Origin of the sequence: Calothrix sp. CCY 0018 (assembly GCF_963920925.1) — a bacterium.
Taxonomy (GTDB): domain Bacteria; phylum Cyanobacteriota; class Cyanobacteriia; order Cyanobacteriales; family Nostocaceae; genus Rivularia.
Genome location: NZ_CAWUDI010000028.1, coordinates 13,020 through 35,298, shown reverse-complemented (window position 1 = coordinate 35,298; position 22,279 = coordinate 13,020). Strand labels below are relative to the sequence as shown.

At 38.1% G+C, this 22,279-nt stretch carries 20 protein-coding genes and 1 pseudogene; 14 read left to right on the top strand and 7 right to left on the bottom strand.

The window, feature by feature from the left end:
- The first annotated feature begins 180 nt into the window (after positions 1 to 180).
- Both ACM03V_RS20215 and ACM03V_RS20210 read left to right on the top strand, forming a co-directional pair.
- On the top strand, positions 181 to 864 hold the full coding sequence (locus tag ACM03V_RS20215; protein WP_414622590.1) for a HEAT repeat domain-containing protein: 684 nt from the start codon (positions 181 to 183) through the stop codon (positions 862 to 864).
- A gap of 184 nt (positions 865 to 1,048) precedes the next feature.
- The gene (locus tag ACM03V_RS20210) at positions 1,049 to 1,615 is read left to right on the top strand and encodes a phycobiliprotein lyase (RefSeq protein ID WP_414622589.1); all 567 of its coding nucleotides are present in this window, start codon (positions 1,049 to 1,051) and stop codon (positions 1,613 to 1,615) included.
- Positions 1,616 to 1,760: 145 nt separating this feature from the next.
- On the opposite strand, the gene ACM03V_RS20205 is transcribed toward ACM03V_RS20210, so the two are convergent.
- Both ACM03V_RS20205 and ACM03V_RS20200 read right to left on the bottom strand, forming a co-directional pair.
- Positions 1,761 to 3,365, bottom strand: a complete 1,605-nt coding sequence (locus tag ACM03V_RS20205; protein WP_414622588.1) for a hypothetical protein — start codon at positions 3,363 to 3,365, stop codon at positions 1,761 to 1,763.
- Positions 3,366 to 3,647: 282 nt separating this feature from the next.
- Positions 3,648 to 5,138: a site-2 protease family protein gene (locus ACM03V_RS20200; RefSeq protein ID WP_414622587.1), complete on the bottom strand. Its 1,491-nt coding sequence runs from the start codon at positions 5,136 to 5,138 to the stop codon at positions 3,648 to 3,650.
- Between the two features lie 230 nt (positions 5,139 to 5,368).
- On the opposite strand from ACM03V_RS20200, the gene ACM03V_RS20195 reads away from it, so the two are divergent.
- Positions 5,369 to 6,058 (top strand): MBL fold metallo-hydrolase, encoded by a 690-nt coding sequence (locus ACM03V_RS20195; RefSeq protein WP_414622586.1) that lies wholly within the window; start codon positions 5,369 to 5,371, stop codon positions 6,056 to 6,058.
- Between the two features lie 118 nt (positions 6,059 to 6,176).
- On the opposite strand, the gene ctpA is transcribed toward ACM03V_RS20195, so the two are convergent.
- The gene (gene ctpA, locus ACM03V_RS20190) at positions 6,177 to 7,382 is read right to left on the bottom strand and encodes a carboxyl-terminal processing protease CtpA (protein WP_414622585.1); all 1,206 of its coding nucleotides are present in this window, start codon (positions 7,380 to 7,382) and stop codon (positions 6,177 to 6,179) included.
- A 452-nt stretch (positions 7,383 to 7,834) separates the two neighbouring features.
- On the opposite strand from ctpA, the gene petB reads away from it, so the two are divergent.
- The 5 genes from petB to ACM03V_RS20165 all read left to right on the top strand — a co-directional run bounded on the left by petB (position 7,835) and on the right by ACM03V_RS20165 (position 13,033).
- On the top strand, positions 7,835 to 8,482 hold the full coding sequence (petB, locus tag ACM03V_RS20185) for a cytochrome b6 (protein WP_414622584.1): 648 nt from the start codon (positions 7,835 to 7,837) through the stop codon (positions 8,480 to 8,482).
- Positions 8,483 to 8,709: 227 nt separating this feature from the next.
- A complete protein-coding gene (gene petD / locus ACM03V_RS20180; protein ID WP_414622583.1) occupies positions 8,710 to 9,192 on the top strand; it encodes a cytochrome b6-f complex subunit IV in 483 nt (160 codons plus the stop codon).
- A 566-nt stretch (positions 9,193 to 9,758) separates the two neighbouring features.
- Positions 9,759 to 10,199 (top strand): ATP-binding protein, encoded by a 441-nt coding sequence (locus ACM03V_RS20175; protein ID WP_414622582.1) that lies wholly within the window; start codon positions 9,759 to 9,761, stop codon positions 10,197 to 10,199.
- 1,061 nt (positions 10,200 to 11,260) lie between these two features.
- On the top strand, positions 11,261 to 12,448 hold the full coding sequence (locus ACM03V_RS20170) for a glycosyltransferase (protein ID WP_414622581.1): 1,188 nt from the start codon (positions 11,261 to 11,263) through the stop codon (positions 12,446 to 12,448).
- Between the two features lie 213 nt (positions 12,449 to 12,661).
- Complete coding sequence (locus tag ACM03V_RS20165; RefSeq protein ID WP_414622580.1) at positions 12,662 to 13,033, top strand: hypothetical protein; 372 nt, start codon at positions 12,662 to 12,664, stop codon at positions 13,031 to 13,033.
- A gap of 150 nt (positions 13,034 to 13,183) precedes the next feature.
- Here ACM03V_RS20165 and ACM03V_RS20160 read toward each other — a convergent pair whose 3' ends face one another.
- Positions 13,184 to 13,624, bottom strand: a complete 441-nt coding sequence (locus tag ACM03V_RS20160; RefSeq protein WP_414622579.1) for a hypothetical protein — start codon at positions 13,622 to 13,624, stop codon at positions 13,184 to 13,186.
- A gap of 336 nt (positions 13,625 to 13,960) precedes the next feature.
- Here ACM03V_RS20160 and ACM03V_RS20155 point away from each other — a divergent pair, with 336 nt between their 5' ends.
- The 3 genes from ACM03V_RS20155 (at position 13,961) to ACM03V_RS20145 (ending at position 17,153) form a co-directional block, all read left to right on the top strand.
- A complete protein-coding gene (locus tag ACM03V_RS20155; protein WP_414622578.1) occupies positions 13,961 to 14,296 on the top strand; it encodes a hypothetical protein in 336 nt (111 codons plus the stop codon).
- Positions 14,297 to 14,367: 71 nt separating this feature from the next.
- Complete coding sequence (locus tag ACM03V_RS20150) at positions 14,368 to 16,515, top strand: pentapeptide repeat-containing protein (RefSeq protein WP_414622577.1); 2,148 nt, start codon at positions 14,368 to 14,370, stop codon at positions 16,513 to 16,515.
- 143 nt (positions 16,516 to 16,658) lie between these two features.
- Entirely contained in the window at positions 16,659 to 17,153 is a 495-nt protein-coding gene (locus ACM03V_RS20145; protein ID WP_414622576.1) for a hypothetical protein, read from the top strand.
- A gap of 258 nt (positions 17,154 to 17,411) precedes the next feature.
- Here the strand turns inward: ACM03V_RS20145 and ACM03V_RS20140 are convergent, their stop codons facing one another.
- The gene (locus ACM03V_RS20140; RefSeq protein WP_414622575.1) at positions 17,412 to 18,995 is read right to left on the bottom strand and encodes an FAD-dependent oxidoreductase; all 1,584 of its coding nucleotides are present in this window, start codon (positions 18,993 to 18,995) and stop codon (positions 17,412 to 17,414) included.
- A 252-nt stretch (positions 18,996 to 19,247) separates the two neighbouring features.
- Here ACM03V_RS20140 and ACM03V_RS20135 point away from each other — a divergent pair, with 252 nt between their 5' ends.
- Positions 19,248 to 19,508, top strand: coding sequence for a hypothetical protein (locus ACM03V_RS20135; protein ID WP_414622574.1), 261 nt, complete (start codon positions 19,248 to 19,250; stop codon positions 19,506 to 19,508).
- 67 nt (positions 19,509 to 19,575) lie between these two features.
- Positions 19,576 to 19,890: pseudogene (folE, locus tag ACM03V_RS20130) on the top strand (GTP cyclohydrolase I); the annotation flags it as partial.
- A 72-nt stretch (positions 19,891 to 19,962) separates the two neighbouring features.
- Here the strand turns inward: folE and ACM03V_RS20125 are convergent.
- Both ACM03V_RS20125 and ACM03V_RS20120 read right to left on the bottom strand, forming a co-directional pair.
- Positions 19,963 to 20,487 (bottom strand): pentapeptide repeat-containing protein, encoded by a 525-nt coding sequence (locus ACM03V_RS20125; RefSeq protein WP_414622573.1) that lies wholly within the window; start codon positions 20,485 to 20,487, stop codon positions 19,963 to 19,965.
- Between the two features lie 263 nt (positions 20,488 to 20,750).
- Positions 20,751 to 21,758 (bottom strand): SGNH/GDSL hydrolase family protein, encoded by a 1,008-nt coding sequence (locus tag ACM03V_RS20120; protein WP_414622572.1) that lies wholly within the window; start codon positions 21,756 to 21,758, stop codon positions 20,751 to 20,753.
- 264 nt (positions 21,759 to 22,022) lie between these two features.
- On the opposite strand from ACM03V_RS20120, the gene ACM03V_RS20115 reads away from it, so the two are divergent.
- Positions 22,023 to 22,163: a hypothetical protein gene (locus ACM03V_RS20115; RefSeq protein ID WP_414622571.1), complete on the top strand. Its 141-nt coding sequence runs from the start codon at positions 22,023 to 22,025 to the stop codon at positions 22,161 to 22,163.
- The last annotated feature ends 116 nt before the right edge of the window (positions 22,164 to 22,279 follow it).

The following is a 22,279-nucleotide window of genomic DNA, read 5'->3' as shown; positions in this document are numbered from 1 at the left end:
GGAGTTTATATTTTTCCCTGTCCCCTTGTCCCCTTGTCCCCCCATCTCCCCCTCTCCCCCTCTCCCCTATGCCTGCAAAATAATCATCAAAAAAACCTGCCATCGGGCTAATGTATCTTAGCTCTAGTAATGTTACTTATAGAAATGTAACGATTAGTAACTATATTCAAATAAATAAAAATGGCAGATACAAGTTTACAGGAAATTACTACTCAATTAGAAAGTTCTTCTTTGAGAGATAGGATGGTAGCCCTTGCTTCTTTGAGGAATGTCCCCGCAGAGGATGCAGTTCCTTTAATTAAAAAAGTACTTGATGATGAATCTTTGCAACTGCGCTCTATGGCGATATTTGCTTTAGGAATTAAACAAACACCAGATTGCTATCCAATTTTAATAGAAACACTACAAGCAGACTCGGATTATGGCATCAGAGCGGATGCTGCGGGTGCTTTAGGATATTTGGGTGATGCTAGAGCTTTGGAACCGCTGTCGCGAGCTTTTTATGAAGATACCGATTGGCTGGTACGTTTTAGCGCTGCTGTAGCGCTTGGTAATTTGAAAGATACTCGCGCTAAGGAAGTACTTTACAAAGCCTTGGAAAGTGAAGAAATTGTCATCCAACAAGCGGCGATCGCAGCGTTAGGAGAAATCAAAGATATCGATTCTGTAGACAAGATTCTTAGCTTTGCTCAATCGGAGGATTGGTTAGTACGTCAGCGTTTGGCAGAAGCTTTGGGCAATCTTCCAACTGATAAAAGTATCTCAGCTTTGAAGTATTTAGAAAAAGATAGCCACAATCACGTTAGTGAATCGGCAAGAATTTCGCTATCAAGACTTGAACAAGCGAACAATCAAGTGGGATAATCAGTATTTGAATAATACAGGGAACAGGGAATAGGGAATGGGGAATAGGGAATAGGGGAAAATCAGAATATGTTTATTTCGTTTAACACCTTTGACTTTTGACCTTTAACCTCTTTAAAAACATTGTCCCCACTCCCTATTTCCCATCCTTTATAAAAATATTGATGTAAGGTAATTTGCGAAAATGAATATTGAAGAGTTTTTTGAATTAAGTGCTGGTAAATGGTTTTCTCATCGTACTAGTCATCATTTGGCTTTTAAACAATCAGAAGGCGGTAAATCAGATATTATTATTGAAACTTTAGCAGCCGATCATCCAGAAGTAATTAAATTGTGCGAACAACATCAAGTTGAACCTAGCAGTGGAAATAGTGGTGCTAGAGTAACTTGGAACGGCACAATGGAATGGGATAAAGAAAAACACGAAGGCTCTACAGTTTTAGTTGCAATACCAAACTTAGATAACCCCCTCGAAGGTAAGTTGCTACGAGAAATGGGCTATGCAGAAAAAACTCCAGTTGCCGGAAGTTATAAAATGGGTAGCGATGATGCGCTTACCTTAACTACAGAATACGAAACCATGTGGTCTGAAGAACGTTTGTGGTTCGCAAGTCCAAATTTACGGATGCGCGTTGGTATTCTGAAGCGCTTCGGGGGTTTCAGTATGGCTTCTTTCACTTCCGAAATTCGCATGGGTGGAAATCCATCTGCTGCGAAAACAGATGATGCAGCAGCTAACACCGCATCCTAATTAAAATCAATTACTAATTATTAACGCTTACAAAAAGCCCCCCTTTTTTAAGGGGGGTTGGGGGGTTTTAACGGCTAAAATACTTAATTTTATGTCCCTTGCGGGACACGCGACGCTAACGTTGCTGTTGTGTAAATCCTATTAACTACGAACCAGTTGATGTATTCTTCTTGCTAGCAGTCTTATTAGGTCTGCTTCTTGATGTTTTAGGTTGTGTTGCTTTATTAGAGTTAGTTTCAAGCTTTGTTACTGTCTTAGCAACATGATCAATTTGAGTTTTTATTGTCTCAAATCCCGCTAATTTTTCAACAACAGCTTTTAACTGTTCTTGCTGATTATTTAGCTGTGCATCTATTTCTCCTAGATTTAGATTTTGTTGCGATTGAGTATCTGCTTTATCTAATTGAGCGATATTTTTCTCAATTTTCTCTGTAGTTTTAGTTAAAGTATCAACTTTACTTGAAACAGAAGAAACTGACTCTAATTTTTCACTTAGTGCTTGTAATTCGTTTTGTGTCTGATTATTACCTTCTATGGTTTTACTCAGGCTTTCTCTGGTGTAAGTATTAGCTTTATCTAACTGATTCAGATGTTTCTCAAGCTTTTCTGTAGTCTTAGTTAAATTCTCAACTTTGTCCGAAATAGAAGAAACAGCTTCTAATTTTTCGCTCAATGCTTTTAAGCTTTTTTGAGAAAGATTATTATTACCTTCTATAGTTTTAGTCAGGCTTTCTCTAGAAAGAGTATTTGCTTTATCTAATCCGTTTAAATCAGCTTCTAATTTTTCTGTAGCTTCAGTTAAATTATCAACTTTACCGGAAATGGAATCAACAGCTTCTAATTTCTCGCTGAGTGCTTGTAAATTTTCCTGTTGCTGATTCTTAGTATTTTCTAAGGCTTGAGTAAGACTTTCTCTAGAAAGAGTATTTGCTTTATCTAATTCGTTGAGATGAGCTTCTAATTTTTTTGTAGCTTCAGCTAAATTATCAACTTTACCGGAAATGGAATCAACAGCTTCTAATTTCTCGCTGAGTGCTTGTAAATTTTCCTGTTGCTGATTCTTAGTATTTTCTAAGGCTTGAGTAAGACTTTCTCTAGAAAGAGTATTTGCTTTATCTAATTCGTTGAGATGAGCTTCTAATTTTTTTGTAGCTTCAGCTAAATTATCAACTTTACCGGAAATGGAATCAACAGCTTCTAATTTCTCGCTGAGTGCTTGTAAATTTTCCTGTTGCTGATTCTTAGTATTTTCTAAGGCTTGAGTAAGACTTTCTCTGGTGTGAGTATTAGCTTTATCTAATTCGTTAAGATGAGCTTCAAGTTTTTCTGTAGCTTCAGCTAAATTATCAACTTTACCTGAAATAGTAGAAACAACTTCTAATTTCTGGCTGAGTGCTTGTAAATTTTCTTGAGAAATATTTTTGCTGCTATTTATTGCTTGAGTAAGACTTTCTCTTGAAAGAGTATTCGCTTTATCTAAATTATCAAAACGAGTTTCAAGTTTTTCTGTGGTTTGAGTTAAATTATCAACCTGCTTTTTTAAAACTTGGGAAGATTCGGTTTGATTTTTACTATTATCAGAAACTATTTGAGTTAACTGCTTATTCAACTCACTTGTATCTTCTACAAGCTTTAATAACTTTTCCTGTTCAACTTTACTAGCATTAATAGCACTCTTTATTTGAAAAACCAATATAGTAACTATTAATACAAAAAATACTGATACCGTGGAGAGAATTTGCAGTGTCATCCCTAGTTTTATCCTCACGTAAATATAGTTAATTATTCATCCTAGATTTATTATTAATAAAATATAGAATGATACATCATCATATAGTAAGTAAAGCCATATTGTAGAGTCAAAACTTTACTATTCGAGATTATTTCCATTAAATGCAAATATTTAAGATGAAATAAGGTGAAATAATAGTAACACTAACTTTTGCTGCAATACGGTGAGAGCGGCTTAGACCAGCGTTACGAATGATTAAAGATTGCTTGCCTTTGACTCTACACCACTGAGATGTTTAAATTATATATTTAAAAAACGAGCAACTGTTTGCGGTAATGGCAGCACAATTAAAATTAATAGCGCAATTGCTAAAAGTCCGAAAAAATCCCGTTTATTATCCAGTTCAGTCACATCGTTCAAAGCAGGTTCGTCTGCTAAGCGTATAAATAATATCAAGAAAATCGCCCACGGTAAATATTGTGACTGAATAAAGGAAAGTAACAGCAGCAATAAACGAGCAGTATATCCAATAATCATTGCTGTTTTCTGACCAAACATAGCATGAACAATGTGCCCGCCATCAAGTTGTCCTACGGGCATCAAATTTAATGCCGTGACAATTATTCCTAGAAAAGCAGCTACCGCTACTGGATGTAGGTCTATTGCTATATTAGAGCTTAACTGAACGCCTAATGTTAATTTTGACAGCAGCGCGATTAATATCGAATGGCTGGGATTTAAAGCTTCTATATTAAATATCCGCATTTTTTCTTCTATCGGAACTACCTGCGAATTAGCTAAACCCCATATCAACAAAGGTAAACTTGCTAAAAAACCAGCAATAGGTCCAGCAATGCTAACGTCAAATAAAGCTTTACGATTGGGTACTGGACTACGCATCCGAATAAATGCGCCAAATGTCCCCAGGAAAAAAGGTATGGGAATAAAATAAGGCAATGTAGTGCGAATTTTATAAAACTTTGCCGTCAAATAATGACCCATTTCGTGTATGCCCAAAATGGTTATCAATGATAAGGCATAGGGTAATCCCTGCAATAGTAAGACAGGATTGGACGATATATCTTCAGCTTCAACACCAGCTATTATCGCTCCCATTAAAGTAGTAGTTATTAGAGTCGCTCCTAGCAAGAGCAAAGCCAACCCTGGTTTAGTTAATTTTTCTTTTTTGCCCTCACCTGCTTTATAAAGCTGATGATTGGGAACTAGTAAAAATATTGGTTTATCATTAATACCTTTTTGAAAAATTAAAATGAAGCGATCGCCAAATTGTGCTTCAATATTTTCTTTTACCTGCTGGTAAGCCTTATCCCCTGAAGTTCTTAACTGACCTCGACAAATCACTGCTTGGGGACGATATTCAATATTATGAATAAAGTATGTAGACCAAGAAAAACACGAACGCAGTTTACTTTCTTCTGCTGGCTCAATAGGACGCACTGGTACTGATTCTACGGGTTGTTGTATAGCCGGTTGTGTTGCGTCGGGTGTGGGAGATGTTTGTTTTGGATCTTTAACGGAACTGCGCCCCCGCTCAAATAGCACCCAGTATAACAAAGAACTAACTACTAATGACCCAAAAACTAACGGTAATGGTGTTCGAGTACCGTATTTTATTGCCCAACCAGTCCATGTTATCGGTGGTATCATCAACATTAACCACAACAGCCAAACAGGAGTTTTTGTCACTTTCGCAACATTTCGTCTGAGAGTATAGTAAGTAAATATTCCTAAAAATATTCCTAAAACAAGTAGAAGAATCCAGGATTTCATTTTATTTTCATTTTAATGGGCGTTGGCAATGTGAAGCTGTTGTGTTAGTACTGCATATTAACGTCGAAAAACAAACTAAAATCCGAATTTTTATTCACACTTATGTGTAATCGATCTCGATTGCCTGTTCTTTTAAAAAAAAGAGAATCTAAAATTCCCGCATCTAAATTCTAATTAACCGTCTTATCAACACAAATTAAAAACCTATCTCCTTCACACAATAAGAACCTATGCGCTCACCATTTCAAGAGCCGAGTAATCATACACCCAAGCCACCAAGGGCAATTCTTTCTTCAATTAAAGCATTTCCCCCCAATAGGGATACTTTAGGAGGAACCGCTTACTTTATTGTAAGAAACGAAGGCAATATTTTGATTGATTCTCCAGCTTGGGACAAAAATAATCGAGATTTTCTAGAAAGTAATGGTGGTGTAAGGTGGTTGTTTATTAGCCATCGCGGTGCCATTGGTAAAAGTGCAGAAATTCAGAAAACTTTTGGCTGTGAAATTTTAGTTCAAGAGCAAGAAGCTTATTTATTGCCTGAATCAAAGGTAACTGCTTTTACCGATAAATTTACTATTGATTCAGTATCACAAGCAATTTGGACACCCGGTCATTCCCCCGGTTCGTCTTGTTTTTACCACAATTCGGAAGGAGGAATATTATTTTCAGGAAGACACTTAGTTCCCAACCGACAAGCCGAGCCAGTACCTTTAAGAACATCTAAAACCTTTCACTGGCACCGACAAATCAAAAGCATCAAATTATTACTAGAGAATTTCACACCCCAAACACTCAAATACATCTGCCCTGGCGCAAACACGGGCTTTCTCCGAGGAGAACGTTTGATAGATAACGCTTATACTAGTTTAGCTAATCTCGATTTAGCAGAGTTGCTTACAGCAAAATCTGTTCTTTGAAGATAGCTTGGGGGATTGGGCATCGGGGATTAGGCATGGGGAGAGGGAGTAGAGGGGGTAAAAAAGATTAACTCCCAACTCCCGTCTTCCCGTCTTCCCAACTCCTAACTCCTAACTCCTAACTCTTTACTGCTAACTGCTCACTGTTCACTGTTGACTGTAAAAGTTCCACTGCTGCTTGATATTGAACGTCATCAGAAGTGGCTACCCGATCAATTTTTATTGGTTCGCCAGAAGAAATTACTTTGTCTGGAGTAATGCCTAATTTATTGATATCTCGATGATTTGGGGTTTCATATTTGGCGATTGTTACCGCTAAACCGGAACCGTCAGATAATTCAAATAATGATTGGATTAAGCCTTTTCCAAAGGTTTTTTCTCCTACGAGAGTTGCACGTTTGTTGTCTTGTAGGGCACCAGCAAGAATTTCGCTAGCGCTGGCTGTTCCTTGGTTTACCAATACAGCTAATGGATCTTTTGTTAATGCTGGGCCAAAAGATTCAAAGTTCCCTTGGATACCTTGACGGTTTACTGTATAAACTACAATACCTGAATCTAACCACAGTCGAGCAACTTCTATTCCAGCTTGTAACAAACCACCGGGATTGTTTCGCAAGTCCAGAATGTAGCTATCTGCTCCTTTTTCTTTTAATTCGCTAATTGCACGAGCTAATTCTGTTGGAGCATTAGCATTAAATTGAGTCAAGCGGATGTAGCCAATATCTAAATCTCGATCTTTTTGCAATTTAGCAATCACCGGATTCAAAGTAATGCGATCGCGGATGATAGAAATTTCTTTTGGAGAAGTGCCATCTCTTTCTATAACTAAGCTTACAGCAGTGCCAATTGTGCCGCGCATCAAGGAAGCTGCTTTATCAAGAGTAATATTTTCTGTGAGTGTGTTTTCAATTTTGATAATGCGATCGCGCGGTTGAATCCCTGCTTTTTCTGCTGGGGAACCTGCAATAGGTGTAACTACTTCTAATTTACCCGTTTCAGGGTTTAAAGCTATTTGCAATCCTACCCCAGTTAATTCTCCAGAAGTATTGACTTGTAGACTGCGATACTGTCGGGGGTCTAAAAACCTTGTAAAAGGGTCATCAAGGGTTTTGAGCATATTCTGAATTGCTTCATAAGCTGTTTGGCTATCGTTTAGCCTTGTTTTCAAAGCTTTTTGCCGCAGTTGTGCCCAATTTTGATGGTTGAATGTATCATCTAGATAAGTCCGATTCACAATTCGCCAAGCTTGGGATACCAATTTTTGTTCGTTTGTTAAAGCGGCTGCTGGGAAGCAAAAACTACCAAATGCGACCCAAAGAGCCATAAGCAATGATAAAATACCCCGAAAAACCTTTAAATTATCCATAAACTCGATTTTTACTTTATATTTCAACCAACTTTACATATCTCAAAGTAGCTTTCGCGAGCTTCGATAAGATGAAATCTATCTCTCGATTATGTTACTTTTTTTATAGAAGTGTTTTTTGCCGCGATGAATTTCGGGCAACTGACTTCTAACGAACGGGTACATAGCGCCCATGAAACGCTATGATCTAGTTTGTATCCCCATGTATTTTTTTTGTGGTTCGGGTGCAAGCAGAACGCAATATATTCCCTCCTGAGAGAGTGAAAATGTTTCTTAAAACTATCATTACTATGACAGTTTAAAAGTAAATTCACTTTCTGACAGGTTCGTTCAATATCTCGGTTGGGCGCTTTTAGCCGATCCCAAGAGATAATTATCAACCGCAATCTTTATCTAGGAATCCGGGTTGTATGACCAACGTAATTGACTGGTTTGATGAGCGCTTAGAAGTCCAAGCGCTTGCAGAAGACGTGACAAGCAAGTATGTTCCTCCCCACGTAAATATTTTCTACTGCTTGGGTGGAATTACTCTTACTTGCTTTTTAATCCAGTTCGCAACTGGATTTGCAATGACTTTTTACTATAAGCCAACCGTTGCTGAAGCTTATTCTTCAGTAGAGTACATCATGAACGAAGTCAGCTTCGGTTGGCTGATTCGTTCCGTTCATCGCTGGTCTGCCAGCATGATGGTGTTGATGATGATTTTGCACACCTTCCGGGTTTATTTAACTGGTGGTTTCAAGAAGCCCCGCGAATTGACTTGGGTAACAGGTGTTGTTCTAGCTGTAATTACGGTATCCTTCGGCGTAACTGGCTACTCTTTACCTTGGGATCAGATAGGTTACTGGGCTGTGAAAATCGTTAGCGGCGTACCAGAAGCAATTCCTGTAGTAGGAGTTTTAATTTCTGATATGTTGCGTGGCGGTTCTAGTGTAGGACAAGCTACTTTGACTCGTTACTACAGCGCTCATACCTTTGTACTGCCTTGGTTGATTGCAGTATTTATGCTGGCGCATTTCTTGATGATTCGCAAGCAAGGTATAAGTGGCCCATTATAATTTCGAGCCATATCATAAAGAAGCTTGAAAAATAACGGACTTGATACCCGCGAAACACCAAGTAACGAGTTATTTGCCTTTAAATTGGTTTAAGAATAAACCGGCGCAAGCAAATACTTGAATATATCAGTTTTAGAGGCTTTAAACCTCTTTATGAGCGCCTGGACGGCTGACGTTTTAACTGAGATTCACAATACTCAACTTAAAGAGCGATCGTAACTAAAAAAATGGCAACACTAAAGAAACCGGATCTAAGCGATCCACAATTGAGAGCCAAATTAGCTAAAGGCATGGGTCACAACTACTATGGTGAACCTGCTTGGCCTAATGACTTGCTCTACGTTTTCCCAGTTGTAATCATGGGTTCTTTCGCTTGTATCGTAGCTCTAGCAGTGCTAGATCCTGCGATGACAGGAGAACCAGCGAATCCTTTTGCAACACCTTTGGAAATTTTACCTGAGTGGTATTTATACCCAGTTTTCCAAATTTTGCGTTCGCTTCCTAACAAACTTTTGGGAGTATTGGCAATGGCTGCCGTACCTCTGGGACTAATTATTGTTCCTTTCATTGAGAACGTAAACAAGTTCCAAAACCCTTTCCGTCGTCCCGTAGCTACCGCTGTATTCCTTTTCGGAACTTTGGTAACAATCTATTTGGGTATCGGCGCAACCTTGCCTTTGGATAAGTCTCTTACTTTAGGACTCTTCTAAATCGGCTGGAAGGCGAAGGTGTTTTAGCGCCTGTAGGGTTTCTCTTAAAAGTGCTTATTTATAGGTACTTGTGAGAAACCCGCGTCCGGCGCTAATTTTAATAAATTTTATCTATATGCTGACAAAATTTTAGAAGTTGATAGCTTTGACTCAGTATAAATATTTCAGTTAAATATATTACATTCAAAAAAATTTGGAACCAAAAATTGAAACCGTCACATAATAAACTATAATCTTTACTTAAAACTATTTTTGATCGCGATCGGCTAAATTCCCCAAACTTGTATCAACGAAAATATCAGCAAAAAACAACTGAGGATAAACAGCATTTTCTTAAAATCGTAATATCATACTTAAAGAGATATAGTAGCGTGGTAAAATAGTTTACATATATAGTGCTTGTGAACTTGAATACGTATTTAAGTGCATGAAGCACCGAAAGGTGAATTTAGAGTATATTTGGGATTTTTTAAATTAATAATAGCAAATCAGATTTCTCAATCTGAGCTTTATAAACTATAAAAGATGTAAGTAAAGTTAATCTACTAATATTTAAGTCAAGGTCAATGCTAGCAATTGTGGAGCAAGACCATTTGACGGTTAAGAGCGAACTTAAGCTTCTAAACCAGGTACAACAATGGTTTGAAAAATTCTGTCTGCGTAATTTGTCTGGGCTTAGTTGGCTGGAAAGTCAACAGTATCGACTTAATCTAGCATTAGCTGAAGGCTTTACGAATGCCGTTCGTCATGCACATCAATCTTTACCACCAGAAACAAACATTGATATTGATGTATTGCTATGGAATGACAAACTAGAAATTAAAATCTGGGATTACGGTAAGCCATTTAATCCAGATGCAGTAGCCGAACCAGAACCCGGTACTTTACAAGTAGGGGGGTATGGATGGTTTTTATTAAGACGATTGGCGGATGAAGTCGTGTACGAACGCGATACGGATGGCAGAAATTGTTTGCTCATCGTCAAGTATGGTACGTATGAAAATTAATCGAAGCTAATCAAAAATTAGTTGTACTAATGTTTGATTATGCTAAGAATCGATGTAATTCAGGTTTGATGACCGTTTTTGCCTGTCTATATTTTTCTTAAATTCTCAGAGAAAGCAGGGAATGAGTAGAGAGATAAAGTAAAATATTTATTGTTCTGCTTGGCAATATTGAAGTATTAGTGAACACAATCGGTGTAATACTATTAGGACTTACGCAACAATAACGGAAAATATAGTGTTCCAGACATTTAAGATCCCACCCTGAGCCGCACCCTTGCGGGTGAACGGGTATCTCCTCCGGAGACGCAATACCTACGGTACGCTCCGCTAGGCGCTAACGCTACTTCCCTCAACGGAGCGCCACTTGCTACAACGGTCGTGTTCCTCCGCAACGCAGTGGCTTAGGAACCTCCGCACGGGAGTAGACTCACCAACCCCCCGATGAATTGGGGGGCTTTGCGTAAGTCTTGACTATTTTTTGATGACTTAACTTTAGGGAAATAGATCGGAATCTGGTGCAGGTTCCTGTTAGCGTAAGCAATAAGCAACCACAACTACTTACTGGGTAAGACAACTGCGAGTATCTAAGAACAGAAAATAATTGAAGCGGTATGAGAAATTATTCAATAATTTTCTCGTGAGAATTTGATTAAAATCCAAGCAAAATTTATAAATACTTTAAATCGAAAATAACTGTATAAAATAATTTCATAAATACCGTATACACAGCATTAAAATTGCAGTTCTCTCTTTGTTAGGATTTGACAGCAAGTGCGACTCAAAAAGTAGCTCGTGGCTAGTCTTTCACCCACTGCTGTGCGACTCAGAGGCTAAAATAATTTTATTGATAGCGATTTTTTCATCTCATCTAGAAAATAGTAATAATAAAAGGAGTAAAGGCACAATCGCTAAAACTGCATCGTCTAAAATACTTATGTGTGAATGTAACTATTATTTTCGCCACCATATTACTGACATAAAGTTATTAAATGAAATTAGTGTGACTGCAATTGAATAATACATCGCGATCGACAGCAGCACCAAGAAGGAGAATATAAAAAATGTTAATGACGCCATCAGGTAAAAACACTTACTTAAACTTGATTAACACTAAAGAGAATAAAAAACTCAACCACATTTTCGTTTTTTTAGAAGTTTTTTCTCGCGAAGGTGGAATTCAGTCTTATGTAAAAGATGTGTTTCAAGCTTATAACACATTGTCAGAACCGATAAATGGAGAAGTCTTTTTATTACGAGATCAAAAAGGTTGTGCAAATCCTTTTGAATCGGAACGATTACAATTCCATTATTTCAAAGCTAAGTCTTCTCAAATAGCACGGATGAAGATGGCTTTGGCTTTACTAAAGCGTTTAATTCAAGAACGTCCAGATCGTGTATTTTGCGGTCATGCTTATTTAGCACCTTTAGTTGGTACGTTGTGCCAACCTTTGGGAATTCCTTATACTGTAATTACTCATGGTAAAGAGGTTTGGCAGCCATTACCTCAGTGGACTAAAACCAATCTTCAAAAAGCTTCACAAATTTGGACTGTCAGTCGCTATACTCGTGAAATTGCTAGTACTGCCAATAGTTTAAATACCAGTAAAATCCAAATTATGCCTTGCGCTGTCGATGGCGATCGCTTTACTCCTGGAGCCAAACCGGCGGATTTATTAGAACGTTACGATCTCGCAGGAGCAAAAGTTCTGATGAGCGTAACGCGATTATGGTCTGGTGATATTTACAAAGGAGTAGATGTTACGATTCGAGCATTATCGCAAATTGCGGAAGTTTTTCCCGAAGTTAAATATTTAGTAATTGGACGTGGTGACGACAAACCCCGCTTGATGCAGTTAGCCAAAGATTTAGGGGTAGAAAATAAAGTCGTTTTCGCTGGGTTCGTTGCTACAGAGGAATTAGTACGCCATTATCACCTTGCCGATGCTTACATTATGCCGTCTCAAGAAGGTTTCGGTATTGTTTATTTAGAAGCAATGGCTTGTGGCGTACCCGTATTATCTGGTGATGCTGATGGTTCGGCCGATCCATTGCAAGATGGTAAATTAGGATGGCGAGTACCGCATCGCGATCGCGATTCTGTAGCAGCAGCTTGTATCGAAATTCTCAAAGGAGATGACCAACGTTGTGATGGAGAATGGTTGAGAAAGGAAGTTCTTTCAGAATTCGGTATCAAAGCCTTTCAAAAACGATTGCAGCAGGAGTTTTTATCTTCAGTAAAAAAGAGTTAGGAGTTAGGAGTTAGGAGTTAATAGCTAGGAGTTAATACTTAGGGGGTGAGGAGGTGAGGAAATTATTAAAGAAAAAATCCATATTACTCCATCTCCCCATCTCCCCATCTCCCCATCTCCCGACTGTATAATTTTTTAATATTTTATTTCTAGGACTTGCCTTGACTTTGGAATAAACTCGCTATCCTAGAAAGAGACTTGGATTATTTTAAAATGAGCTTTAGAACATTTCAATCAAATTTCTCCCATTTGCGTCCTTGGCTCGTCTTGTTCGCAATTTTTTGGTTGCTGGGTACATTCGGCTTAGGTTGGTTAGTTAATTCGTTATTGATTATTCTGGGGTTGCTATTTTTAGCACCTATTCTGGCTTTTTTCGGTTTTCGCTGGTGGTTGCAGCGTAGTTTGGTTGCTGATAACTGTCCGGTTTGCGGAACTGAGATTACAGGTTTAAACAATACTCAGCTACAGTGTCCTAGCTGTGGCGAAAAATTGCTTGTGGAAAACCGAAATCTCATACGCTTCACCCCAGAAGGAACTATTGACGTAACAGCAATTGAAGTACCAGCAAAATCAATTGAAGATTGATCGTTGCTAAATTGATAAAATAATTGTCACAGTCCAAAAACGACGGACGCATTACTAATTTGTCTTCGATAATCTAAAATCGAAAATTCCTGCATAAACGCATCGGTTGTCAAAATCGAAAATATAGAATGGTATAGTCTTGACTTTTAACTATTTTTGTGGCATCTTCTGTTGAGATATTGAGATGGTGTAATCATTCTGCTGTTCGGACAAATCGCCTATATACAGCGAGTACTTACCCGCCTGCCAATATCCAGAAATTTCTGGTTTCTCTTGAGAATAATTATCCCCTAATACGCAAAAGCGACCTTCTGGACTTTCAATTAACAGTGTTGGTTTTCCTTTGCTTTCTACTGTTAAGCGTAAATAAGGTAGTGATTCTGCTACTTCCAGAACTTGATTGGGTGTTGCACTAATATTGCCGCAATTACTTTTCTCAAATCCTCCAGATTTCCCGCTAAGAGTTAAGGGATCGGGTTGAAAATCGCGTTCAATTTGTACTACCTCTGCTCGGGCTAATTGAAGGTTAGCGAAAATAATGATTATCGCCAAAACTACAGGGAAAAATTTAATTAACGTAGAGGGTTTCATTTTTACAGTAACGAGAATGGTAATTTTATTCAACCGTATTAAAAAAACGGTGGATTTAGTTATTCTGGATTCGAGAGAAGGAAAATCTTATTTCTAGTTTAAATATTATTAATCCGTATGTTTTGAGTTCAAATTGTAACTAAATCACCTGTTGTATATTTAAGTTTTGAATTATTTTCTAGACACACATAGTGTATCAAACGATTAAATTGGGCAATCCATAGTTGTCTTGTACACAGTTCTATTAGATAGAATCACATACAGAACCGCCAATTACGGAATGCCGGTTTATTTGTTGTTATGTAAATTTCCTTTTCGGAGAGGTAGAAAATATTAATGAATCCTCAAACACAAGAAAATTTGAACGAGTATCGCCTCCAGAAGCTAGTTACTCAAATTGATTCTGACTCAGCAGAACTAGCACCTTTGCCGATTTTAACAACTTATAAACTGAAAAATAATGGTATTATTTATCACACAGTTAAATCCATGAATTGGTTTTACCATTTACCAGTTATAGCCAAACTGGTAGTTGTGATTGTAGGATTTTGTGTCAGTTTTGCTATGTTACAGGCAGCACTAAAACTGATTGCTTCTGTTATAAGTATGGCATTACTAGCAGGATTAGTGTACCTCGGATACAATTTTTTCGTGGCTGGTAATAATTCTTAAATAAAAGAATAATTTATTTCAACAATCGCTACCTTTTTTGCGTAAAAATCAATTTATAGGAATGGTGGTAAATGGCAACTCCAACGGTAAGGAGAAGTAGTAAACAATTGGGAAACCCAAAACAACCCGGAAAAACTAATCCGCTTTCGCTTTCTTCTCGGCGGGTTGCGGCTTGGGTAGCAGAAATTACGCTTTGCGCCGTGAGCGGTTTGGTGCCTTTTGGTATTGGTGCGTATACAAATACTAAAACGAATATGGAGCGTGTACCGCTTAATCCGGTACTGGTAGCAGCAGAAAGAACAATTGCTTATCCTTTGGCTTTACCTGTAAGTTATGGTACTCGCAATGTCGCGTGGTCTACAAATTTCTTATGGACGATCGCAATATTAGCTCCTCTGTCACTTTCGTGCTGGCAATGGTATTTGCTAGCTAAAACCGGCAGTACTACTGCTAAGCGTTTGTTTGGCATTAAAGTAATAACTGAGAAAAATCAACCGCCCGGTTATAGGGCTGTTTTGCTGCGGGAAGGAAGTCGTATAGCTCTACCAATTTCCGCAGCCTATATGTTGTGGCGTTACACTTTTTTGTTCCCAAACCTTGCTTTTTTCGCGGTATTAGCATTGTTGATGTCGCTTGCTGAAGCAATGGGTTTTCCGATGCTGCGGCAAGGTCGCTCACTCCATGATAGAGTTGCAGATACTTATACAGTGGATGCCACTATTCCTTTCAACCCGTCATTGTTACGCAGAAGGAATAAATCTAATTGGGGGCAGGGAGATGAAGAAGCAGCCATAGAATCAATCGTAGTTACACCTCAAAACCAAAACCAAAAAAAGCATAGTTTATGGGTTTGGATGCGGCAAAACCCCAGCTTGACTTTGCTGGGAGTGGCGCTGTTGAGTATGGCTGGTGTCTTAACTACTTTAGTCGCAACTCAAATTTATATTCAAACTCAAGAAAATCAAAAAGCAGTTAAGCAAAATAACAGCAGACAGTTTCTGGCACTTGAAAAACAATATTATGCCAACTCTGGAGTTAGTAAACAAAATACAATTGTAGCTTTAGGAACCTTAAGAGATACCCAAGCAACCATATTTCTTGCTGGTTTGCTGGTGAAAGAAAACGACCCAAATTTATTAAAAAGTATCCAGCAAGCTTTAGTAAGTATTGGTCTTCCAGCGATTCCAGAACTTAAGAGGATGAATCTTTTATTAGAACGTGAGTTGGATTCTTTATCTAGTAATAAAACCAGAGAACGCGAATTACGAGAACAAAATTTGTATGCCAATCAGCAGGCAATTAATAAAATTCTATTTGTTTATAACGGTAACACGAATGGGATTGATTTAAGCCGCACCCAATTGTCTGAAAATGATTCGACAAAAAATTCTGGTTTAAACTTGGCATTAGACAAAGTTGATTTATGGGGAATTGATTTCAAGTACGCAAATTTAGATAAAGCCAGTTTTAGCGGTAGTCGTTTTCGGGGACCTGGTGAAGATAAACGTTGGGATACTTATGATGATTGGATTACCGATTTTAGTCAAGCCCAGCTAAAACAAGCCGATTTAAGCGGTGCTAATCTTAGTCGCGTCTTAATGGTTCGTACAAATTTAAGTCGAGCAAACTTGAATCAAGCCAACTTATCCGCCGCACGTTTGGTTGGTGCTAACCTCAGTAGCGCTAGGTTAGCAAAAGCCGATTTACGCAATGCTGTTTTAGAAAATGCCAGTCTTACAGGGGCCGATTTAGGTGAAGCCAAATTAAACGATGCCGATTTATACGGCGCTCGTTTAGGTCGCGTTGTGGCGATCGGGACACAATTGTCTAACGCTAATTTAATCAAAACCGAATGGCAGGGAGCGGACTTGTCTTCAGCTTATCTTGACCGCGCCAATCTGAGTAATGCTAATCTAAGTGCCACGCGACTTACTGGTGCTATTTTACGCTCTTCCAACTTGCAAAACGCTAACTTACGAAATGCCGATCTTAGTCTTGCAGATTTGCGGGGGGCAAATTTAGCAGGAGCAGATTTTCAAGGTACAATACTTTCTCCAAGGCAGCAAAATCCAGCAGACAAGTTTGTCGAAACCCCCACAACAGGAGTTCAATCTGCTGTCATCAGAGGAGTTGATTTTAGCCAAGTTAAAAATTTAGATGATAATCAAAAAGCCTACATTTGTACTCAAGGAGGACTTCATAATAAGTATTGTCCGTAAAAAGAGTTAGGAATTAGGACTTAGGAATTAAGAGTTAAGAGTTATAAATCTAAAACTAATACTTGTTAATTAGTGATATGTAAATGGTAACTGCTCACTGATAACTGGTAACTGATAACTGTTCACTGTTCATGGGTGGAAAAATGAAGTGTTTTAAATATTTAGCGTCCGTAATTTTAGTTAGTTCGAGTTTGAGCTTAGCTTACCCCGCGAAACCAGTAAAAGCTCAAGTTGCATACGGTAGTTATGTTGGTGTTGGCGGTACAGTTGGTGTATCCGATGGTACTCAAATTGGAGGCGTTCTTGCCGTCCGCTACAAGCTTCTAGAAACACCCATATCTTTCCGTACACAGGCTTTAATTGGCGAAAGCACGGCAGTTGTACCTATGGTTTCTTACGATGTTCCTCTTAACTGGCAAACTGATGCTTATCTGGGGGCTGGATTAGTTTTAGCTGGTGGAGATAACCCTTCTCCCGTCGGTAATAAAATCAGTTTTGCTTTGCAACCGGGTGTTGATTACATGGTACCTAACAGCAATACTGTGATTTTCGGTAATGCGATTATTGCTTTTGATGCTTATCGTGAGAAGAGTAGTACTGCTCTTTCCGTACAGGGTGGTGTCGGTTTTAGGTTTTAAGGGGAATTGGAGAATAGGTAATAGAGAATGGGGAGTAGGGAATAGGGCATAAAATAATCTTTGTATTTCTTCCAAATAAAAAACCTATATATTCCTGTTAACAAACCCGGTTTTTTTTAAAAGCCGGGTTTCTGAATATTTTCACATATCCCAGTGCCTAAAAGACGCAAAAAACGCTCTTGCAAAACACGGAGGAAACAAATTTTTGCTGTTGCCCATTCCCTGTTCCCTGTTCCCCATTCCCTACTCCCTATATCCTTAAGCTACAATCCCATTCTCGAATTTACCCAATTCTTGTGCTTGAGCGATATAATTTTGACCGTATATTTTCGCAACTCTTCCGGTTTGCGTTAATATATTTCGCACTTGTTTATTGGAAAAGTCACCGAGGTTAATATTACTTTGAAGCGCCATTCCTGCTGCAATGCCAATTCCTTGGGCAACACCGCAATTAAATTCTACAATTCTACCGGCGGAACTTGCATAGCCCTCAAACCCTGAAGCGGGACTGATAACTGCTAAATTAGGTATATCTTTGATTATGGCGTGTTGAATGCCAATATTAAATAAGGGTTGTTGCAGGTGTAAAAGGTTTTCTATACGTTTTTGTTCTGCTCTTATATCTAAACCTTTGATACCTCCACGAATATCAAAATGATAACCAAAGGTTCCTAAAGCTTCATCTTGTCTAACTCCACCTGCAAGCATTTCTGCTCCGGTTAAAGGATCGATCGCTCCCGTAACGTTACCTGCGTGACGAATGTATAATTCTTCAAATGGAGTAACTGTATTTGCGCCAATCGCTTTAAACCATTGAATTACATAATTCATTTCCGCAAGCATTTTTGAAGTAGGTTTGGCTTTACCTCGTGCTAATGCTTCTGCATCGTCGGCATTTACATCATATAAAAATGCGTTCCAAGATAATCTGCCACCTGAAAGAATGGCAACGTTACCATTATCAAGAATTGCGCCGCTTTTTTCTAAATTTAAAGGTGTTCCTCGGAAGGAATGGTAAGCGATGGAAAGAGCTTTGCAGCGGATATCGATGTAGTCTTTACCTACGTACATGGTTTTGAAGTTGCCATTTTGATCGATTAAGTCTTCTCTGAGACGGTTGGCAATTTCGGGGTTATTACCTGCGGCTTGATTTAACCATTTTTGAGCGTGTGTATCGTTAAGGTTGGTAAAACGTTCGAGGTAAAGTTTTTCTATGTGTTGGAGTCTTTGTAAGCTTAAGCCTTGAGTTTGAAATACTAAAGTAACTGAAAGTTCTGAATCTGGTAAGCCGAAAGTTTCAAATCCTTTGAGCTTTTTCACTCCAGCAGCTTGAGCTAATTCTGCATTTACGGTGGAGTCAATAAATTGTTTGGCTAAATATGTTTCTTTTTTAGTTAAATTAATTCCAACAATTCGATTTCCATGCTTGGTAACTGACTCAATTTCAATATTGCTTAATATATCGACGTGAATTTCTTGCAGCATCTCCCGCAATACTTTATCTGCTAGGTAAGGATCTAAAGCAACCTGCACTACTCCAACTTTTTGCAGAAATTCTTCGTAGATAGCGGGTGCATCTCCGAAAGATTGCAAATTGTATGCTCTGCGAATTTCTAAAGGAATAGACGATCGATCTAAGTAGCTTAAACCACCGCGTACTAAGTGCCCGCCTACGCCTTTTCGCGAATCGCCTTTGAACATTAGCAAGCTACGCGGGTATTGATTTGTACGGCGGTAATATTCACGTGCTGCACAAATTAAGCTGAGTATACCGGGAAGTTCATCTCCAAAAGCAATTATGTCATAGGTACGGGTTTTGTATGCAAGTGTAGTTTGAGGCATAATTTTTTTCTCATAATTATTAATTCCTATAAAAATCAACAGCGTGTATTTTTATAATTCCGCAGAAAATAGGGTACCCGAAAGGGTACTTTAAAATATTAATTAATTTGAATTGTTGAATATAATTATTTGCTAATTCAGGGAACTTAGACAACAATTAATGCTTCTAATATCGCGTAGTTATGTCTATGTTGTTTGACGAACGAAGCATAATTACTTAGAACCAATAAAACGGATAATTGAAGAATAAATATGAATTTTTCATTCAGTAGAGTTGCAACTGAAATCAATTCTGGGCAAATTAAGCAAGTCAAAAAATGGATTTATCAGTATTTTGAAATTGATGATGATATTTCCATCTCTCTTAGTCAGTTACAGTGTAAGGAAGAAGATTGTCCGCCAATTGAAACGGTAATTTCGGTGATGACTAATCCCGTACAGCAGTATAAAATTCATAAAAAAATTACAGATATTGAATCTAATGATATTTATCTTCTCGCACAAGATAATTAAAATAGTCGTAGAAGAAAGAATAGCAATACAAAAAAAGTTAGTTAAATTCGGACGGGCAGGGATGCCCGCTCATGTTGCCTATATACCCAATGGAAAGGTAATCGGATTATCTAAAGTTGCTCGAATTTGCGAAATGTATGCACGACGATTACAGGTGCAGGAACGTCTTACCGTACAAATTGCTGATGCATTACAAGGTTTGCTCAAACCTCAAGGGGTAGCTGTGGTTATAGAAGCTAGTCATATGTGTATGGTAATGCGAGGCGTGCAAAAACCTGGCTCTTGGACTGTTACTAGTGCGATGCGAGGAGTATTTGCTGAAGATGCCAGAACTCGCGAAGAATTTATGAATTTAATCCGACACAAACCCAGTTTTGGATAAGGGTAAATACAATACGTCGATTTTACGGCAAATATAGGGAGACGTTGCAGTGCAACGTCTCTACACAATATGTTAACGGCTACCAGCCCAACTTACCCATCGATGGGATGTACCTGTGTGGATTTCTGTTTCAGTATCTTGCTTTGCGATCTTAGATTTGATTAAATCCGCATCATTGCTATTAGGCAAATTAGCATCTTTCAGATTAGCTTGAGTTAAGTCAGCACCGCTAAGTTCTGCTTCTGCGAGATTTGCTTCATACATATTCGCATTTGTTAAATTTGCACTTCGCAAATCGGCTTTTTGCAAGTTAGCTCTTTCTAAGTTGGCATTAATTAAATCTGCACCAATTAGATTTATCTCGCTAAGATTCGCATTACTTAAATCGGCTCCACTTAAATCGGCATCAGTTAGATTTGCTCGACTTAAATTACATCCTTTAAGTTTAGCCCCACTTAAATCGGCTCCGCTTAAATCTGCCGCACACAGGTTTATACCGCTTAAGTCAGTATTTTGAAGATTTGCTTGATGGAGAATAGCTCCATTAAAATCTTTTTCTCCCGCTCTATATCGGCTTAAAAGCTTATTAACGTCCATATTTTTCACCTTTTGCTTTTAGCAATAGATAAGTTTATAAATCGAGATGTTTTTATTTACGTCTTTCCTTTATTGACTTTATTGAAATTTAAGTTAAACTCAATAAGTTTATTCTGCTAAAATTTTTCTGGTATGGAACGTTTACTTAAAATAATGATGTAAAAGTACTAAAAAGTTTTCCTTTCTTATAAATATTTTTTAATTCTATTTATTTTTTAACTTTTAGACGTTGCAATGCAACGTCTCTACATGAATTATTTTGACTATGACTTAATTAATCCTAGTTTAGAGTTAGTTTTTGCGTCTTTCTGTAGTAATTCCAATAGTTTTTGTTCAATTACTTCACTAATTAACTTATTTCCTTGTAAATTAAAATGGATGTGGTCGTGATACAAGGCTTTTGGATCTTGAGAAGAATTGAATATCGGTAGAAAATCTATATAGAGAATACCTTCAGCTTGAGTAAATTCTTGTAGGCGTTGGCGTTCTTTAATTTCATAGTCGCGAGGTCCCGGTTCCCCGATTTCTCGCTTCAATGGAGTCATAGCCAGTACAAATTGAGCGTTGTGTTCTTTTGTGAATTCTTGAATTTTTCTAATGGCTTTTAAGTTACTACCAACGCGATCGCCAGTTTCGTTTTGTATTTCTTTCAATCCTGGTATGGGTTTTTGCTTGATAATATAGCGGTTTAATATTTCCAAAGCAGCCAGAGGCGGTTTTTCTGAGGGATAATTGCGATCGCGTCCTACTTGTAGTGAAGTTGGTGTGGTTGAAAATAAATCATCGGTATTAATTAGCAGCACGATAGCTTTTGAGCCAAAGCCGCCAAACCTTTGTAAATAAGCTAATTCGTTTCTCGGTCCCCAGGAATTGGCTGAAGCGTTTAATACTTCGACTTGCGTAATATTTTCAGATAAATCAGATAAATGCGAGACTTCAGATGTCAGAGAAAGCATCATCAAATTAGAAATCGTATTCTCTTGATCTGTCCACCAACCACCATTAGCGATAGAATCTCCTAAAAGCAGTATTCGCAAGTTTGAAGGTAAAGGTGTTTCTTGAATATTCGCACCTCGCATCGAATACTGATTAATTTCGATACGATTGCCAAACCGACGGGTACGTTGAGAAGGAGTTAATAAATAACCTATTTTTTCATCACCGACATAAGTTAAAGGATTGCCAAAACCAAACAACAACCGCAATCCAATTTCTGTAACTACAAATAATCCAATAATCGCTGCAACAATAATTAATAAAATAAATCTCACCGTTTATCTCCTTTTTTCGTGTGATGGCACAAATTACACCAATATACACGACGGGAGATGGGGAGATGGGGAGACAAGGGGAGAAGAATAATTACCAGTTACCAATTACCAGTTACCAATGCCCAATGCCCCATTCCCATTTTTGTTTACTTTTCTTAAGGAAATTGTTATCTGAATGTTTTCCTTATATCTGCTTATATAGGAAGTAACGGACTAAAATCGAGGCGGATCGTTTCGTCAGATTGATAAGGGAGGATTATTTTTATGTCCGATTTAAATCGAGGAATAATGAAGTTTAAGGGTGCGGATACTCCTAAAGCTGTAACTATTTCTACCGTTCTGCTCTTGGGTTCGATTGCATTACTTATATTTTGGGCACTACAGGTGGCTTACGCGGTAAACTAGGAAACTAGCTACTCGCTTATATTAGGGCACGAAATGTATTACGTATGTGTTAAACCTGTAGACTTTTCTTTACTTACCTTTTTGTAAAGTAATGTTGAACAAAAACACAACAATAA

Excerpts from the sequence above, each read along its gene's own strand:
- ACM03V_RS20215 (WP_414622590.1), top strand. The coding sequence starts at position 181 with ATGGCAGATACAAGTTTACAGGAAATTACTACTCAATTAGAAAGTTCT.
- ACM03V_RS20210 (WP_414622589.1), top strand. The coding sequence starts at position 1,049 with ATGAATATTGAAGAGTTTTTTGAATTAAGTGCTGGTAAATGGTTTTCT.
- ACM03V_RS20205 (WP_414622588.1), bottom strand. The coding sequence starts at position 3,365 with ATGACACTGCAAATTCTCTCCACGGTATCAGTATTTTTTGTATTAATA.
- ACM03V_RS20200 (WP_414622587.1), bottom strand. The coding sequence starts at position 5,138 with ATGAAATCCTGGATTCTTCTACTTGTTTTAGGAATATTTTTAGGAATA.
- ACM03V_RS20195 (WP_414622586.1), top strand. The coding sequence starts at position 5,369 with ATGCGCTCACCATTTCAAGAGCCGAGTAATCATACACCCAAGCCACCA.
- ctpA (WP_414622585.1), bottom strand. The coding sequence starts at position 7,382 with ATGGCTCTTTGGGTCGCATTTGGTAGTTTTTGCTTCCCAGCAGCCGCT.
- petB (WP_414622584.1), top strand. The coding sequence starts at position 7,835 with ATGACCAACGTAATTGACTGGTTTGATGAGCGCTTAGAAGTCCAAGCG.
- petD (WP_414622583.1), top strand. The coding sequence starts at position 8,710 with ATGGCAACACTAAAGAAACCGGATCTAAGCGATCCACAATTGAGAGCC.
- ACM03V_RS20175 (WP_414622582.1), top strand. The coding sequence starts at position 9,759 with ATGCTAGCAATTGTGGAGCAAGACCATTTGACGGTTAAGAGCGAACTT.
- ACM03V_RS20170 (WP_414622581.1), top strand. The coding sequence starts at position 11,261 with ATGTTAATGACGCCATCAGGTAAAAACACTTACTTAAACTTGATTAAC.
- ACM03V_RS20165 (WP_414622580.1), top strand. The coding sequence starts at position 12,662 with ATGAGCTTTAGAACATTTCAATCAAATTTCTCCCATTTGCGTCCTTGG.
- ACM03V_RS20160 (WP_414622579.1), bottom strand. The coding sequence starts at position 13,624 with ATGAAACCCTCTACGTTAATTAAATTTTTCCCTGTAGTTTTGGCGATA.
- ACM03V_RS20155 (WP_414622578.1), top strand. The coding sequence starts at position 13,961 with ATGAATCCTCAAACACAAGAAAATTTGAACGAGTATCGCCTCCAGAAG.
- ACM03V_RS20150 (WP_414622577.1), top strand. The coding sequence starts at position 14,368 with ATGGCAACTCCAACGGTAAGGAGAAGTAGTAAACAATTGGGAAACCCA.
- ACM03V_RS20145 (WP_414622576.1), top strand. The coding sequence starts at position 16,659 with ATGAAGTGTTTTAAATATTTAGCGTCCGTAATTTTAGTTAGTTCGAGT.
- ACM03V_RS20140 (WP_414622575.1), bottom strand. The coding sequence starts at position 18,995 with ATGCCTCAAACTACACTTGCATACAAAACCCGTACCTATGACATAATT.
- ACM03V_RS20135 (WP_414622574.1), top strand. The coding sequence starts at position 19,248 with ATGAATTTTTCATTCAGTAGAGTTGCAACTGAAATCAATTCTGGGCAA.
- ACM03V_RS20125 (WP_414622573.1), bottom strand. The coding sequence starts at position 20,487 with ATGGACGTTAATAAGCTTTTAAGCCGATATAGAGCGGGAGAAAAAGAT.
- ACM03V_RS20115 (WP_414622571.1), top strand. The coding sequence starts at position 22,023 with ATGTCCGATTTAAATCGAGGAATAATGAAGTTTAAGGGTGCGGATACT.